13 protein-coding genes are annotated in these 14,972 nt (G+C 68.3%); 6 read left to right on the forward strand and 7 right to left on the reverse strand.

Annotated elements, in window-relative coordinates:
- Window position 1: 1 nt before the first annotated feature.
- Genes sufC through BR47_RS0121275 form a run of 4 tightly spaced genes read right to left on the reverse strand, consistent with a single transcriptional unit; the run spans window position 2 to window position 4,120 of the window.
- Entirely contained in the window at window positions 2–769 is a 768-nt protein-coding gene (gene sufC, locus BR47_RS0121260) for a Fe-S cluster assembly ATPase SufC (RefSeq protein ID WP_029120723.1), read from the reverse strand.
- Window positions 766–1,947: a Fe-S cluster assembly protein SufD gene (gene sufD / locus BR47_RS0121265; RefSeq protein ID WP_029120724.1), complete on the reverse strand. Its 1,182-nt coding sequence runs from the start codon at window positions 1,945–1,947 to the stop codon at window positions 766–768. The genes sufC and sufD overlap by 4 nt, the downstream gene beginning before the upstream one ends.
- The gene (gene sufB, locus BR47_RS0121270) at window positions 1,947–3,374 is read right to left on the reverse strand and encodes a Fe-S cluster assembly protein SufB (protein ID WP_020100572.1); all 1,428 of its coding nucleotides are present in this window, start codon (window positions 3,372–3,374) and stop codon (window positions 1,947–1,949) included. Before sufB ends, sufD begins: the two co-directional genes overlap by 1 nt.
- Window positions 3,371–4,120, reverse strand: coding sequence for a helix-turn-helix transcriptional regulator (locus BR47_RS0121275; protein ID WP_020100573.1), 750 nt, complete (start codon window positions 4,118–4,120; stop codon window positions 3,371–3,373). The genes sufB and BR47_RS0121275 overlap by 4 nt, the downstream gene beginning before the upstream one ends.
- Before the next feature lie 97 nt (window positions 4,121–4,217).
- Here BR47_RS0121275 and mptB point away from each other — a divergent pair, with 97 nt between their 5' ends.
- Genes mptB through BR47_RS0121295 form a run of 4 tightly spaced genes read left to right on the forward strand, consistent with a single transcriptional unit; the run spans window position 4,218 to window position 8,563 of the window.
- On the forward strand, window positions 4,218–5,897 hold the full coding sequence (mptB, locus tag BR47_RS0121280; protein WP_020100574.1) for a polyprenol phosphomannose-dependent alpha 1,6 mannosyltransferase MptB: 1,680 nt from the start codon (window positions 4,218–4,220) through the stop codon (window positions 5,895–5,897).
- Window positions 5,888–6,823 (forward strand): ABC transporter ATP-binding protein, encoded by a 936-nt coding sequence (locus BR47_RS0121285; RefSeq protein ID WP_036420326.1) that lies wholly within the window; start codon window positions 5,888–5,890, stop codon window positions 6,821–6,823. The genes mptB and BR47_RS0121285 overlap by 10 nt, the downstream gene beginning before the upstream one ends.
- Window positions 6,820–7,602, forward strand: a complete 783-nt coding sequence (locus BR47_RS0121290; protein ID WP_020100576.1) for an ABC transporter permease — start codon at window positions 6,820–6,822, stop codon at window positions 7,600–7,602. Before BR47_RS0121285 ends, BR47_RS0121290 begins: the two co-directional genes overlap by 4 nt.
- Before the next feature lie 46 nt (window positions 7,603–7,648).
- Window positions 7,649–8,563 carry a COX15/CtaA family protein gene (locus tag BR47_RS0121295; protein WP_020100577.1) on the forward strand — a complete coding sequence of 305 codons (915 nt, stop codon included), beginning with the start codon at window positions 7,649–7,651 and terminating at the stop codon, window positions 8,561–8,563.
- Between the two features lie 174 nt (window positions 8,564–8,737).
- Here BR47_RS0121295 and BR47_RS0121300 read toward each other — a convergent pair whose 3' ends face one another.
- A complete protein-coding gene (locus BR47_RS0121300) occupies window positions 8,738–9,673 on the reverse strand; it encodes an ATP-grasp domain-containing protein (RefSeq protein ID WP_029120725.1) in 936 nt (311 codons plus the stop codon).
- 18 nt (window positions 9,674–9,691) lie between these two features.
- Here BR47_RS0121300 and BR47_RS0121305 point away from each other — a divergent pair, with 18 nt between their 5' ends.
- Window positions 9,692–10,666, forward strand: a complete 975-nt coding sequence (locus tag BR47_RS0121305; protein ID WP_020100579.1) for a quinone oxidoreductase family protein — start codon at window positions 9,692–9,694, stop codon at window positions 10,664–10,666.
- On the opposite strand, the gene BR47_RS0121310 is transcribed toward BR47_RS0121305, so the two are convergent.
- Both BR47_RS0121310 and BR47_RS0121315 read right to left on the reverse strand, forming a co-directional pair.
- Window positions 10,663–11,592, reverse strand: coding sequence for a DUF1254 domain-containing protein (locus tag BR47_RS0121310; protein ID WP_029120726.1), 930 nt, complete (start codon window positions 11,590–11,592; stop codon window positions 10,663–10,665). The genes BR47_RS0121305 and BR47_RS0121310 overlap by 4 nt on opposite strands.
- A gap of 33 nt (window positions 11,593–11,625) precedes the next feature.
- On the reverse strand, window positions 11,626–12,642 hold the full coding sequence (locus tag BR47_RS0121315; protein ID WP_225433633.1) for a heme o synthase: 1,017 nt from the start codon (window positions 12,640–12,642) through the stop codon (window positions 11,626–11,628).
- A gap of 228 nt (window positions 12,643–12,870) precedes the next feature.
- On the opposite strand from BR47_RS0121315, the gene tkt reads away from it, so the two are divergent.
- Entirely contained in the window at window positions 12,871–14,964 is a 2,094-nt protein-coding gene (gene tkt, locus BR47_RS0121320) for a transketolase (RefSeq protein WP_020100582.1), read from the forward strand.
- The last annotated feature ends 8 nt before the right edge of the window (window positions 14,965–14,972 follow it).

Raw genomic sequence — 14,972 nt, forward strand, 5'->3', positions numbered from 1 at the left:
GTCAGGCCTCTGCGGCGGCAGCCGTGTAGCGCTCGTAGCCGTGCTCTTCGAGCTCGTCGGCCAACTCCGGACCACCGGAGGCGACGATCCGGCCGTCGAAGAAGACGTGCACGAACTGCGGACGGATGTAGCGCAGGATGCGGGTGTAGTGCGTGATCAGCAGGACGCCGCCGTGCTCGGCCTCGGCGTACCGGTTGACGCCCTCGGACACCACGCGCAGCGCATCGACGTCCAGGCCGGAGTCGGTCTCGTCGAGGATGGCGATCTTCGGCTTGAGCAGGCCCAGCTGCAGAATCTCGTGGCGCTTCTTCTCGCCACCGGAGAAACCTTCGTTGACGCTGCGCTCGCCGAACGCCGGGTCGATGTCCAGCTCGGACATGGCGGTCTTGACCTCTTTGACCCAGTGCCGCAGCTTGGGGGCCTCACCGCGGACCGCGGTGGCCGCGGTACGCAGGAAGTTCGACATCGAGACGCCGGGCACCTCGACCGGGTACTGCATGGCCAAGAAAAGACCAGCACGGGCCCGTTCATCCACGCTCATCTCCAGCACGTCCTCGCCGTCCAAGGTGATGGAACCGGAGGTGACGGTGTACTTGGGGTGACCGGCGATGGCGTACGACAGCGTCGACTTGCCGGAACCGTTGGGGCCCATGACCGCGTGGGTCTCGCCCGACTTCACGGTCAGGTTGACACCCTTGAGGATCGGGACGTCGGCACCGTCGGGTGCGGTGACCGAGACGTGCAGGTCCTTGATTTCCAGTGTGGTCATGAGTTGTTGCGTCCTTCAGTCAATTCGAGTTCGTGTTCGATGGCGGCGGTGAGGCGGTCGCGGACTTCCGGCACGGCGATCTTCTGGATGATCTCGCCGAAGAAGCCCCGGACCACCAGGCGGCGGGCCTGGTCCTCGGGAATACCGCGGGCCTGCAGGTAGAACAGCTGCTCGTCGTCGAAACGTCCGGTGGCACTGGCGTGTCCGGCGCCGACGATCTCGCCGGTCTCGATCTCGAGATTGGGCACCGAGTCGGCGCGGGCGCCGTCGGTGAGCACCAGGTTGCGGTTCACCTCGAAGGTGTCGGTGCCGGTGGCCGCGGCGCGGATCAGCACGTCGCCGATCCACACGGTGTGGGCATCGGGCTTCTTCGAGTCCGGATCCCCTTGCAGCGCACCCTTGTACAGCACGTTGGAGCGGCAGTTGGGCACCGCGTGGTCGACCAGCAGGCGCGACTCGAAGTGCTGGCCGTCGTCGGCGAAGTACAGGCCGAGCATCTCGGCGTCGCCGCCGGGGCCCAGGTAGCGGGTGCGCGAAGTCAGCCGCACGACATCGCCGCCGAGGGTGACGGCGACGTGCCGCAGCACGGCGTCCTTGCCCAGCGTCGCGTGGTGGGTGCTGACGTTCACCGCGTCGTCGGCCCAGTCGGCGATCGACACGACGGTCAGGCGGGCCGCGTCACCGACGACGAATTCGATGTTGTCGGCGTAGGTTCCGCTGCCGGTCTGGTCGACGACCACGACGGCCTCGCCGAGTTCGGCGACCCGCAGCTGCAGCTGGCCGTACGCGGTCTTGCCCTCACCCGGTCCGGCGATGGTGATCTCGATGGGCTCGGCGACCTGGACGTCGCGACCGACCGACACGATGGTCGCTTCGGTGAACGACGAATACGCCTGCGCGGCAACGCGGTCCGCGGGCACGCCGCCCTGGCCCAGGCGCTCGTCGTCGCGGCCGACAGTCTCGACGGTGACGCCGTCGCGCTCCGACACCTCGACGCGCGCGGCGCCGGTGGCGACCGCGGAGCCGTCGTGCAGACCGTGCAGACGCTTCAGCGGCGTGAACCGCCACAGCTCGTCACGGCCGCCCGGCACCTCGAAAGCGTTGACGTCGTAGGACGTGAACAGCTCACCCTTGTTGGCGACGATGCCTTCCGTCGCCTCAGTCAGATTCGAACTCACTAGCCGACAGCACCTTCCATCTGCAGCTCGATCAGCCGGTTGAGCTCGAGCGCGTATTCCATTGGCAGTTCCTTGGCGATGGGCTCGACGAAGCCGCGCACCACCATCGCCATGGCCTCGTCCTCGGTCAGGCCGCGGCTCATCAGATAGAACATCTGATCCTCGCTGACCTTCGAGACCGTGGCCTCGTGACCCATCGTGACGTCGTCCTCACGGATGTCGACGTACGGGTACGTGTCCGAGCGGCTGATGTTGTCGACAAGCAGCGCATCGCATTTCACGCTCGACTTGGAGCCGTGCGCGCCCTTGTTGACCTGGATCAGGCCGCGGTACGACGAGCGGCCGCCACCACGGGCCACCGACTTGGACACGATGTTGCTCGACGTGTTCGGCGCCAGGTGCACCATCTTGGCGCCGGTGTCCTGGTGCTGGCCTTCGCCGGCGAACGCCACCGAGAGCACCTCGCCCTTGGCGTGCTCGCCGGTCATCCAGACCGCCGGGTACTTCATGGTGACCTTGGAACCGATGTTGCCGTCGATCCACTCCATGGTCGCGCCGGCCTCGGCGCGGGCCCGCTTGGTTACCAGGTTGTAGACGTTGTTCGACCAGTTCTGGATGGTCGTGTACCGAACGCGCGCACCGGGTTTCACCACGATCTCGACGACGGCCGAGTGCAGCGAGTCCGACTTGTAGATCGGCGCGGTACAACCCTCCACGTAGTGCACGTAGGAGCCCTCGTCGGCGATGATCAGCGTCCGCTCGAACTGGCCCATGTTCTCGGTGTTGATCCGGAAGTACGCCTGCAGCGGGATGTCGACGTGCACGCCCTTCGGCACGTAGATGAACGAGCCACCCGACCACACGGCGGAGTTCAGCGCCGAGAACTTGTTGTCACCGGACGGGATCACGGTGCCGAAGTACTGCTTGAACAGCTCCGGGTGCTCGCGCAGGCCCGAGTCGGTGTCCAGGAAGATGACGCCCTGCGCCTCGAGGTCCTCGCGGATCTGGTGGTACACGACCTCGGACTCGTACTGCGCGGCGACACCGGCGACCAGGCGCTGCTTCTCGGCCTCCGGGATGCCCAGGCGGTCGTAGGTGTTCTTGATGTCCTCGGGCAGTTCCTCCCAGGACGTGGCCTGCTTCTCGGTGGACCGCACGAAGTACTTGATGTTGTCGAAGTCGATGCCCTCGAGGTCACTGCCCCACCGCGGCATCGGCTTCTTGTCGAAGATGCGCAGCGCCTTGAGCCGGAAGTCGAGCATCCACTCCGGCTCGTTCTTCTTCGACGAGATGTCGCGCACGACAGCCTCGTTCAACCCACGGGTCGCGGCGGCGCCGGCAGCGTCACTGTCTGCCCAGCCGTAGCCGTACGTGCCCAGGGAGGCAATGGTCTCCTCCTGGGTCAACTGTTCCGGGGTGGTCGTCATTGCGACACTCCTTCTTCTTGGGTCGCGGGGTGGATCGAGTGGACTGCGTGCTCGGGGATGACGGGGACGTGCGTCGTACACGCACAATCGCCGTTGACGATGGTGGCCAGGCGCTGCACGTGCGTACCCAGGACCTCGGCGAACGCTTCGCGCTCGGCGTCGCACAGCTCGGGGAACTCCTCGGCGACGTGCGATACCGGGCAGTGGTGCTGGCAGATCTGCACCCCGCCGATCGGGCCCGTCACCGGGGTCGTCGTGGTGGCGTAGCCGGCCTGGGTCAGTGCCGCGGCCACCTGGTCCGCGGTGGCGGTGACGTCGTCGGTGGCGGTGACGCCCGACAGGATCGAGTCGATCCGGCGACGCGCGAACGTGCGGATGGCGTCGTCACCGCCGATCTCGCGCAGCTGGCGCATGGCGGCCGCCGCGAGGTCGTCGTAGGTGTGGCCGAGCTTGGCGCGCCCGGCGGCCGTCAGTCGATAGCGCTTGGCGGGGCGGCCGCGGCCGTTGTGCTGCCACGCGGCGGCGGCGCTGGATTCGGCGTCGCCGGCCTCGATGAGCGCGTCGAGATGACGCCGCACACCGGCGGCGGAGATGCCGAGCTGCTCGCCGATCTGGGTCGCGGTGACCGCGCCTTCCAGCAGCAACTGCACGATGGCCGAGCGGGTGTGACCATCGGAAACAGCCGTCGCCGACGCCACCGCGGTCGCGGTGCCGACAGCTTCGGGAGCTCCGGACGGTAATTTCACAACACCATTGTGACGGAATTCAGAACCCGAATCTAGGAAGGTAACCCTTATCACCGAGTTGGCGGGGGCCGAACAGGCCTACGGCTAATCTGCTCTGATGCCCGACCGCCTTCAGCACCTGAGCACGGCCGTCGCGCATTGGCACGCCGACGAGCCGTCCGTCGGCTCCCCGCTCAACGCGTCCGAGGTCGCCTCGCTGCGCCGGACCCGGCGATTCGGCGCCACCGGAACGGTACTGATGGCCATCGGCGCACTCGGCGCCGGCGCCCGGCCCGTCGTGCAGGATCCGACGTTCGGGGTGCGCCTGCTGAACCTGCCGTCGCGCATCCAGACCGTCTCACTGACCATGACCACCACCGGCGCCGTCATGATGGCGCTGGCCTGGCTGATGCTGGGCCGCTACACGCTGGGCAAACGCCGGATGTCGCGAAGCCAGCTGGACCAGACGCTGCTGCTGTGGGCGTTGCCGCTGCTGATCGCGCCGCCGATGTACAGCAAGGACGTCTACTCCTATCTGGCGCAGAGCCAGATCGCGAGCATCGGACTGGACCCGTACCGCGTCGGCCCGGCGACCGGCCTCGGGCTCGGCCACGTCTTCACCCTGACGGTGCCGAGCCTCTGGCGAGAAACACCGGCGCCGTACGGACCGCTGTTCCTGTGGATCGGGCGCGGCATATCGGAGCTCACCGGCGACAACATCGTCGCCGGCGTGCTCTCCCACCGGCTGGTCGTGCTGCTGGGTGTCGCCGCCACGGTGTGGGCAACGCCACGTCTGGCCCGCCGCTGCGGTGTCGCCGAGGTCAGCGCCCTGTGGCTCGGGCCCTGTAATCCCCTGCTCTTCATGCACCTCATCGCCGGCATCCACAACGAGGCCCCGATGCTCGGCCTGATGCTCGCCGGCACCGAATTCGCCATGCGCGGCATCGATTCCGGCCGTCCCCTCATCCCCCGGCCACTGCACTGGCCGCGGCACCGCGAGGACTGGTCGGCGTGGTGGCCACTGGCGATGCTGCTCACCGGCACGGTGCTCATCGCCATGTCGTCGCAGATCAAGCTGCCGTCCCTGCTCGCGCTGGGGTTCGTCGCGATGGCCCTCGCACGCCGGCTGGGCGGGACGGTCAAGGCCTTCTTCCAGGCCTGCGTGCCGCTGGGCACCGTCGCGCTCGCGGTCATGGCGCTCATCGGCTGGGCCAGTGGCCTGGGCTTCGGCTGGCTGTTCACCCTCGGCACCGCGAACGTGGTGCGCTCCTGGATGTCGCCGCCGACGCTGGTCGCGCTCGGCACCGGGCAGGTCGGCATCCTGCTGGGCCTGGGCGACCACACCACCGCGGTCCTCGGACTGACCCGCGGGATCGGCGTCTTCGTCATCGGCGTGCTGGTGAGCTGGCTGCTGTTGTCGGTGCTGCGGGGACGGCTCCATCCGCTCGGCGGTCTCGGCGTCGCCATGGGCGCGACGGTGCTGCTGTTCCCCGTCGTGCAGCCCTGGTACCTGCTCTGGGCGATCATCCCGCTGGCCTGCTGGGCCACCCGGCCGGGCTTCCGCGGCACCACCATCGTGGTGACGTTCGTCGTCGGCGTCTTCGGCCCGACGGCCAACGGCGACCGGTTCGCGCTCTTCCAGATCCTCGACGCGACGCTGGCCAGCACCGTCATCGTCCTGCTGCTCATCGGCCTGACCCGCAACCGCCTGCCCTGGCGCGGATTGCCGGAATCAGACAACGGTGACGCCCCTGGTAGCGGCGCTGCCAGGCCCGACGCTTACGCTGAATCCCCGTGAGTTCCGGTGAGACGCCCGTATTGCTGCGCGGCGTCAGCAAGCGCTACGGCGATATCCAGGCCGTGAACAACCTGGATCTGGAGGTGCGGCGCGCCGAGGTGCTGGCCCTGCTCGGACCCAACGGGGCCGGCAAGACCACCACCGTCGAGATGTGCGAAGGCTTCAACAAGCCCGACTCGGGCAGCATCTCGATCCTGGGCCTGGACCCGACGGCCGACAACGCCAAGCTGCGCGCCCGCATCGGCGTGATGCTGCAGGGCGGCGGCGGCTACCCCGCTGCCAAGGCCGGCGAGATGCTGAACCTCGTCGCGGCGTATTCGGCGAATCCGCTCGACCCGCAGTGGCTCATGGACACCCTCGGTCTGACCGAAGCCGCGCGCACCACCTACCGCCGGCTGTCCGGCGGGCAGCAGCAGCGCCTCGCGCTGGCCTGCGCCATCGTCGGACGCCCCGAGCTGGTGTTCCTCGATGAGCCCACCGCGGGCATGGACGCCCACGCCCGAATCGTGGTGTGGGAGTTGATCGAAGGCCTGCGCCGCGACGGTGTCACCGTCGTGCTGACCACGCATCAGCTCACCGAGGCCGAGGAACTGGCCGACCGCATCGTGATCATCGACCACGGCGCGGCAGTGGCCGCGGGCACGCCCGCCGACCTGACGCGAGGTGGCGCCGAGAACCAGTTGCGCTTCTCGGCCCCGCCCAAACTGGACCTGACCCTGCTGATCTCGGCGCTGCCGGAGGGCTACCGCGCCACCGAAGCCGGCGCCGGCGAGTACCTGGTGGAAGGCCACATCGACCCGCAGGTGCTGGCCACCGTGACCGCGTGGGCCGCCCGCCTGAACGTGCTGGCCACCGACATGCGCGTCGAACAGCGCAGCCTCGAGGACGTGTTCCTCGACCTGACCGGACGGGAGCTGCGGTCGTGAGTACCGAGACCAATCGGTTCGCCCCGGGAACGTTCACCCCGGACCCGCGACCGGCGGGCATCCCCGCGATGCTAGCGGCGCAGTACGGCCTCGAGCTCAAACTGCTGCTGCGCAACGGCGAGCAACTGCTGCTGACGATGTTCATCCCGATCACGCTGCTGGTCGGGCTCACACTGCTGCCACTGGGCTCGCTCGGTGATCACCGGCCGGGGACGTTCACCCCGCCGATCATGGCGCTGGCGGTCATCTCGACGGCCTTCACCGGACAGGCCATCGCCGTCGCGTTCGATCGGCGCTACGGCGCGCTCAAGCGCCTCGGCGCCACCGCGCTGCCGGTATGGGGCATCATCGCCGGCAAGTCGCTGGCGGTGATCACGACGGTATTCCTGCAGTCAATCCTGTTGGGCGGCATCGGCATTGCGCTGGGTTGGCGGCCGAGCCCGCTGAGCCTGCTGCTCGGCGCCCTCGTCATCGCGCTCGGCACCGCGTCGTTCGCGGCGCTGGGCCTGCTGCTCGGCGGGACGCTGAAGGCAGAGATCGTGCTGGCCCTGGCGAACCTGCTGTGGTTCGTCCTGGCCGCCCTCGGCGCCCTGACCATAGAGCACCGCGTCGTGCCCGAGGCGCTGCGCTGGGTGGCCCGGCTGACACCGTCGGGTGCACTCACCGAGGCCCTCACACAGGCGATGATGCTGTCGGTGGACTGGTTCGGCATCGCCGTGCTGGCCGCGTGGGGCGTGCTCGCCGGGCTCGCCGCGATGCGCTGGTTCCGGTTCAGCTGACAGCCCCTACTACGCCGCGTAGTTAGCCCTGGCCTACGATCAGACCGTGCTCGACAAGCTGCCCATCCCCTCGCTTCGGGTCCAGCGGCTCATCGCGTTCCTGGTCATCCTGACCCAGGGCGGCATCGCCGTCACCGGGGCCATCGTCCGCGTCACCGCATCTGGACTGGGCTGCCCGACGTGGCCGCAGTGCTTCCCCGGCAGCTTCGTGCCGGTGCCACACGCCGAAGTGCCCGTCGTGCATCAGGCCGTCGAATTCACCAACCGCATGTTCACGTTCGGCGTCGTGCTGACGGCCGCCCTGGCGGTGCTCGCCGTCATCCGCGCCGGCCGCCGCCGCGAGGTCCAGGTCTACGCCTGGCTGATGCCGGCGTCGACCGTCGTGCAGGCGGTCATCGGCGGCATCACCGTCCGCACCGGACTGCTGTGGTGGACCGTCGCCGTCCACCTGCTGGTGTCGATGGTGATGGTCTGGCTGGCGGTCCTGCTCTACGTCAAGATCGGCGAACCCGACTCGGGCACCGAGGAACTCGTCGTGCCGCAGCCACTGCGCTGGTTCACCGCACTGACCGCCGTGACCCTGTCCGCGGTGCTGGTCACCGGGACCTTGGTGACCGGCGCCGGACCGCACGCCGGCGACAAGAGCGCCCTGCAGCCCGTCAAGCGCCTGCAGGTCGAGATCACCGATCTGGCGCACCTGCACTCGTCGCTGCTGGTGGCCTACCTCAGCTTCGTGATCGGGCTGGGCTTCGCGCTGCTCGCGGTGCACGCCCCCAAGCCGGTGCTGCTGCGGCTGGCGGTGCTGGCCGGGCTGGTGCTCGCGCAGGGTGCCGTCGGCGCGGTCCAGTTCTACACCGGCGTGCCCGCGGTTCTGGTCGCCATCCACGTGGCCGGTGCAGGCGCCTGCACCGCGGCCACCGCAGCGCTATGGGCGTCGATGCGAGTGCGGACGTCCGCGTAGCGAGTCCCTGGCTTCAGTCGGGTCTGCGACATCCCGTCACAGATTGCAACCAGGGACGCCGCGACGCCGAACTTGATCCCTGACTTGGGCCAAAGTAGCGACACGTCGCCGCAGATTGATGTCAGGGATCTCGGCTCAGCACTTCGCCCGCTGACCATGCCCCAGGCAGCCTGGTTATCCCAGGCCCGACAGCGGGCCGAGGCCGAGCCGCTCCAGAGCTGACTCGACACCGAGGGCGAATTGTCGTTGGGCCGCAGCACGTTCGGGCTCGGCCAACTGCCGCCAGCCCAAGCCCGGTTCGACCAGTTCCAGCTCGAGCAACCGCGGGTCCCGGTGGTCGCCGATGACGTCCACCCGGGCGTACAAGAACTCCGCCGGCTCGATGCCGAGATGCGCGGCCGCGGCGGCCAGGGTCGCGTAGCCGACGTCCCACAATTCGAAATCCGGGTCGGCAGGTTGCAGCTGTTCCTCGGCGTACGTGCCGGATTCGTGCATCTCCACGCTGCCACCGGGCGGCGGCAGCATCGGCCCCTTGATGAACGCGTGCGACTGCTTGCCGGCCAGGAACACCAGCGCTGTCTCCCCCGCCTCGATGCGCTCGTCATACGGCTGGATCAGCGCCGTGCGGCCGTCGGCCTGGAGTACGGCAGCGTGCGCCGCGGCCGCGGCGGCATCGGTGAATCGTTGCGCGCCAACCGAACCCGCCCCCACCGCGGGTTTGACCACGACCTGACCACTGGGCACCGTCACCGGCTCCCCCGGCGCGAAGAAGCCGCTGGGCACCGTCGGCACGCCGGCCGCCGCCAAATCCGCCAGGTAGCGCTTGTCGCTGTTCCACGCGACCACCTCGGGTGCGTTCAGCAGATTGGGCACCTTCCTGGTCCAGGCCACGAACTCATCGTGCCGCTCGGTGTAGTCCCACGTGGCCCGCAGGATCACGAGATCGGCCTGCAGCGTGGCTGGGTCGTCCCACGCCAGCCAATGCGCGTGCAAACCGCGGTCCCGTAACGCCTTGACCAACCCGTCGTCGTCGCCGTCGCCTTCGACGAGGGCCTGGCAACCTGCGAAAACGATACGGGGATGACGGATATCGGGCCGCGCGAGTTTCACGTTGGAATGATAGGTGGCATGCATGCCATCGAAGTCGCCGAACTCGGCGGTCCGGAAGTCCTGTCCTTCGTCGAACGCCCCGAGCCCACGCCGGGTCCGGGCGAGGTCCTGATCAAGGCCGAGGCCATCGGCGTCAACTTCATCGACACGTACTTCCGCTCCGGCCTGTATCAGCGCGAAGTGCCATACATCCCCGGCACCGAGGTCTGCGGCACCATCACCGCGGTCGGCGACGACGTGGCGGCGCTCGCCGTCGGCGACCGGGTGGTCACCGCCGCGGCCGACGCCACCTACTCCGAATACTGCGTCGCCCCAGCCGATTACGTGGCCTACGTCCCGGAGGGCGTGGACCCCGAGGTGGCCGCCGCGGCACTGCTCAAAGGCATGACGGCGCACTACCTGATCAAGTCGACCTACCCGGTGCAGCAGGGCGACACGGTGCTGCTGCACGCCGGCGCCGGCGGCGTCGGGCTGATCCTGACCCAGTGGGCCACCAGCATGGCGGTGCGCGTCATCACCACGGTCTCCAACAGCGACAAGGCTGCGCTCTCGCGGCAGGCCGGCGCCATCGAGGTGTTGGACTATCCCGACGATCCCGCCGAGTTCGGCGCCAAAATCCGTGAACTCACCGACGGCAACGGCGTCGCCGCGGTGTACGACGGAGTCGGCGCCTCCACGTTCGAGGCGAGCCTGGCCAGCCTCGCGGTACGGGGCACCTTGGCCCTGTTCGGCGCCTCCAGCGGCCCGGTGCCGCCGATCGATCCACAGCGCCTGAACAGTGGCGGATCCCTGTTCCTGACCCGGCCGACGCTCGCGCATTACACCCGCAACACCGACGAGTTCTCCTGGCGGGCAGGCGAACTGCTGCAGGCCATCTCCGATGGCACCCTCAACGTGACGATCAGCCAGCGCTACCCGCTGGCCGATGCCGCCCGCGCACACGCCGACCTGCAGGCCCGCCTGACGGTCGGCTCCGTGGTGCTGGTGCCCTAAACCGGAGCGGCCGCCGGGAACCTCCAGCTGCCGTCGAGAATCTCGGGCCGCGGGCGGTAGAGCCGCACGGTGTAGTTCCAGCCCGGGGTGATCGGCAGCAGATTTTCAGCACCCGCGCCACCGAACTGGATGGTCGTCGAACCGTCGGCGGCCTTGACGGCAGTGATGTTGTTCACCGAGTAGGCATTCTGCTCGTTGGCGGTGAAGTAGCCGTCCTTGTTGTAGACCGTCACCGACCAGAAGCCGTCCACCGGAACGTCTTTGACGGTCAACCGGTGCACCGTGGTGCCGTCGTTCTGCGCGGGCACCACGGTCAGGTAGAACGCGTCGCGCTCGGGATTGCCGCCCCAGGCGTTGGCCGAGCCGATCAGATGCCGCACCGGGTCGGTGTCGGCCGCGGTGCCGAACATGCCCTTGGTGTCCGGCAGTGTGGTGGCCAGCGTGACGAGCGCGTCGCGGACGGTCTTCTGGCTGACCGGGTCCCAGTCGGGTACCGCAAAGCTCCCCGGCGCCTCCTGCGCGACGGTGATGGCGTCCTGCAGCGCGTGTACGGCGGCCAGATCAGCCGCATCGTTGGGATCGACCAACGTGCGGACGGCCACCGCCACGTAACGGGTACCGACGGCCGCGCACGTCAGGTGCACCGTCGCCGGGGCATAAGCGACCTCGGTCGTGTAGTGGTCCTCGTTGATGACCTGGAGCGACATGAACCGGCCCGCGCTATCGGGCAGGGTGACAGTGACCGGTCCGGCGTCGAGGTCGAACACCGCGGCCGAGTAGAGGGTGTCGCGGTTCTGCCGGATGACCACCTGGTGATCGATCGAACTCAGTTCACGGTGATGCAGAAAGCCACCGACGCCGCCGTCGTTGACGATGCCGGAGAAGTACAGATCCGATTCGGCGCGGGCGAAGTTGTCGGGGCTCACCAGTTTGGGCATGCCCCAAAACTAGCGGGTCCGTCAGTGGCCGAAGACCATCGGCAGCGCGAGCGCCGAGTCGACCGCCAGCGCGCAGAACACGACGGCGAGGTAGTTGTTCGACTGCAGGAACAGCCGCAGCGGCTTCACCGGCTCGCCGCGCTTCACGCCCGAGTACAGCTGGTGTGCCATCACCAGGAACCAGACGCCGGCGACCAGCGCCACCGCCGCGTACAGCCAGCCGGTGGCGAACGCCAGCGCGAGCGTCGTCAGCACCGTCGCCCAGGTGTAGATCAGGATCTGCTTGGTGACCTGGCGCTCGGTGGCGACGACGGGCAGCATCGGCACGCCGGCCGCCTCGTAGTCCTCCTTGTAGCGCATGGCCAGCGCCCAGGTGTGCGGCGGCGTCCAGAAGAAGATGATCAGGAACATCACCAGCGCGGGCCACTGGATGGTTCCGGTCACCGCCGACCAGCCGATCATCACGGGCATGCAGCCGGCGGCGCCGCCCCACACAACGTTCTGCGACGTGCGGCGCTTCAGCAGCAGCGTGTAGACGAAGACGTAGAAGGCGATGGTCGCCAGCGCCAGGAGGCCCGACAGCAGATTCGAACTGCGCCACAGCCACAGGAACGACGTGACGGTGAGCACCAGGCCGAAGATCAGCGCGTTCCGGGTGGGCACCGTCGCGCGGGCCAACGGCCGGCGGGCGGTGCGCTTCATCACCTTGTCGATGTCGGCGTCGGCGACACAGTTCAGCGTGTTGGCGCCGGCCGCCGCGAGCAGCCCGCCGACCAGGGTGTTGAGGATCAACAGCGGCTTGATGGGACCTTGGCTGGCCACCACGTCGAAGCGGTGCGCCAGCAGCATGGCCGGGATGGTCGTCACCAGCAGCAACTCGATGACACGCGGCTTGGTGAGGGCGACGTAGGCCAGCAACGTGTCCCGAACGCGGTGCGGCGACTTGGTCCCCGAAGCAGCGTCGTGCTCGTCAGACGCCGCAGCTCCGGGACCGAAACCGTGTGCCCCGTGGACGGAACGGCGCTCGCGAATGCTCACGCAGATATCTCCTCGGAAGTCACGGCCGCGCAGCCTCTACTACAGACGATGGTAGACCGCGCACCTGAGTGCTCCACACCGCAGGGTGCATTCAGGTGAACGGAAACCCAATCACGGACAGGCCAAAGGTGAAGCGGTCTGCACCACACCAGCGGCGCGCATTAGGGTAGTCATGCAGCTCGCTTGCGATTTGCCGAGCCCGAGACGTCCCTCAGTAGGAGTGCGCCCGTGACCACAGTCGAAGAGATTTCCGAACTCACCCGCCCGCACCACCCGGACGACTGGACCGAGCTGGACTCGGCCGCCGTCGACACCGTGCGCGTGCTGGCCGCGGATGCGGTTCAGAAGGTCGGAAACGGCCACCCCGGAACCGCCATGAGCCTGGCCCCGTTGGCCTACACCCTGTTCCAGCGCCAGATGCGCCACGACCCGTCCGACACCCACTGGATCGGCCGTGACCGCTTCGTCCTGTCGTGTGGGCATTCCAGCCTGACGCTGTACCTGCAGCTGTACCTGGGCGGCTTCGGCCTCGAGCTGGCCGACATCGAGGCGCTGCGCACCTGGGGCTCGCTGACCCCCGGCCACCCCGAGTACGGCCACACCAAGGGCGTGGAGATCACCACCGGTCCCCTGGGACAGGGCCTGGCCTCGTCGGTCGGTATGGCGATGGCGGCCCGCTACGAGCGCGGCCTGTTCGACCCCGATGCCGCTCCCGGTGAGAGCCCGTTCGACCACTTCATCTACGTGATCGCCTCGGACGGCGACATCGAAGAGGGCGTGACGAGCGAGGCGTCGTCGCTCGCCGGCACCCAGCAGCTCGGCAATCTGATCGTGCTGTGGGACAACAACAAGATCTCCATCGAGCACGACACCAACATCGCGCTGTCCGAGGACACCTGCGCCCGCTACCGCGCCTACGGCTGGCACGTCCAGGAGGTAGAGGGCGGCGAGAACGTCGTCGCGATCGAGGAGGCGCTGGCCGCCGCACGCGCCGTGACCGACCGGCCGTCGTTCATCTCGGTGCGCACCATCATCGGCTACCCGGCCCCCACCAAGATGAACACCGGCGGGGTGCACGGTTCGGCGCTGGGCGCCGACGAGGTCGCCGCCACGAAGAAGGTGCTGGGCTTCGATCCGGACAAGAGCTTCGAGGTGAAGCCCGAGGTCATCGACCACACCCGTGAGCTGGTCGCCCGCGGCAAGAAGGCGCACGACGAGTGGCAGGTCGCGTTCGACGCCTGGGCCGCCAAGGAGCCCGAGCGCAAGAAGCTGCTGGACCGCCTGGAGGCCGGCGAACTGCCCGAGGGCTGGGACGCCGACCTGACGTACTGGGAGCCGGGCAGCAAGGCCGTCGCGACGCGTGCCGCGTTCGGCAAGGTGCTCAACGACGTGGCCGGCAAGCTGCCCGAATTGTGGGGTGGCTCAGCCGATCTCGCGGGCAGCAACAACACCACCATCAACGGGGTGAAGTCGTTCGGCCCGCCGTCGATCTCGACCGAGGACTACACCGCCGACTGGTACGGCCGCGTGCTGCACTTCGGCATCCGCGAGCACGCGATGGGCTCGATCCTCAACGGCATCGTGCTGCACGGCCCGACGCGTCCGTTCGCGGGCACGTTCCTGCAGTTCGCCGACTACATGCGTCCGGCGGTGCGGTTGGCCGCGCTGATGAACATCGACCCGATCTACATCTGGACCCACGACTCCATCGGTCTGGGTGAGGACGGTCCGACGCACCAGCCGATCGAGCACCTGGCCGCGCTGCGCGCGATCCCGAACCTGTCGGTGGTTCGTCCCGCCGACCCGAACGAGACCGCGTACACCTGGCGCACCATCCTGCAGCGCACCCACGGCAACAACCCGACTGGTTTCATCCTGACCCGTCAAGGGGTACCCGTCCTCGAGGGCACTTCTTCGGAAGGCGCTGCCAAGGGCGGCTACGTGCTCGGCGGCGGCAACCCGGCCGACGACGCCGACGTCATCATCATCGCGACCGGCTCCGAGGTACAGCTGGCCGTCGAGGCACAGAAGCTGTTGGCGGACAAGGACATCGTCGCCTATGTGGTATCGATGCCGTGTCTGGAATGGTTCGAGGCGCAGCCCAAGGAGTACCGCGACGCGGTGCTGCCGCCGGACGTCTCGGCACGTGTTGCGGTCGAGGCCGGCATCGCGCAGCCTTGGCACAAGCTGGTCGGTGACACCGGCGAGATCGTCTCGATCGAGCACTACGGCGCATCGGCCGACGACAAGACCCTGTTCCGGGAGTTCGGCTTCACCGCTGAGGCCGTCGTCGCCGCCGCAGAACGCTCGTTGGACAACTGACAACCAAT

The sequence above is a fragment of the Mycobacterium sp. UNC410CL29Cvi84 genome, from assembly GCF_000686745.1.
Taxonomy (GTDB): domain Bacteria; phylum Actinomycetota; class Actinomycetes; order Mycobacteriales; family Mycobacteriaceae; genus Mycobacterium; species Mycobacterium mucogenicum_B.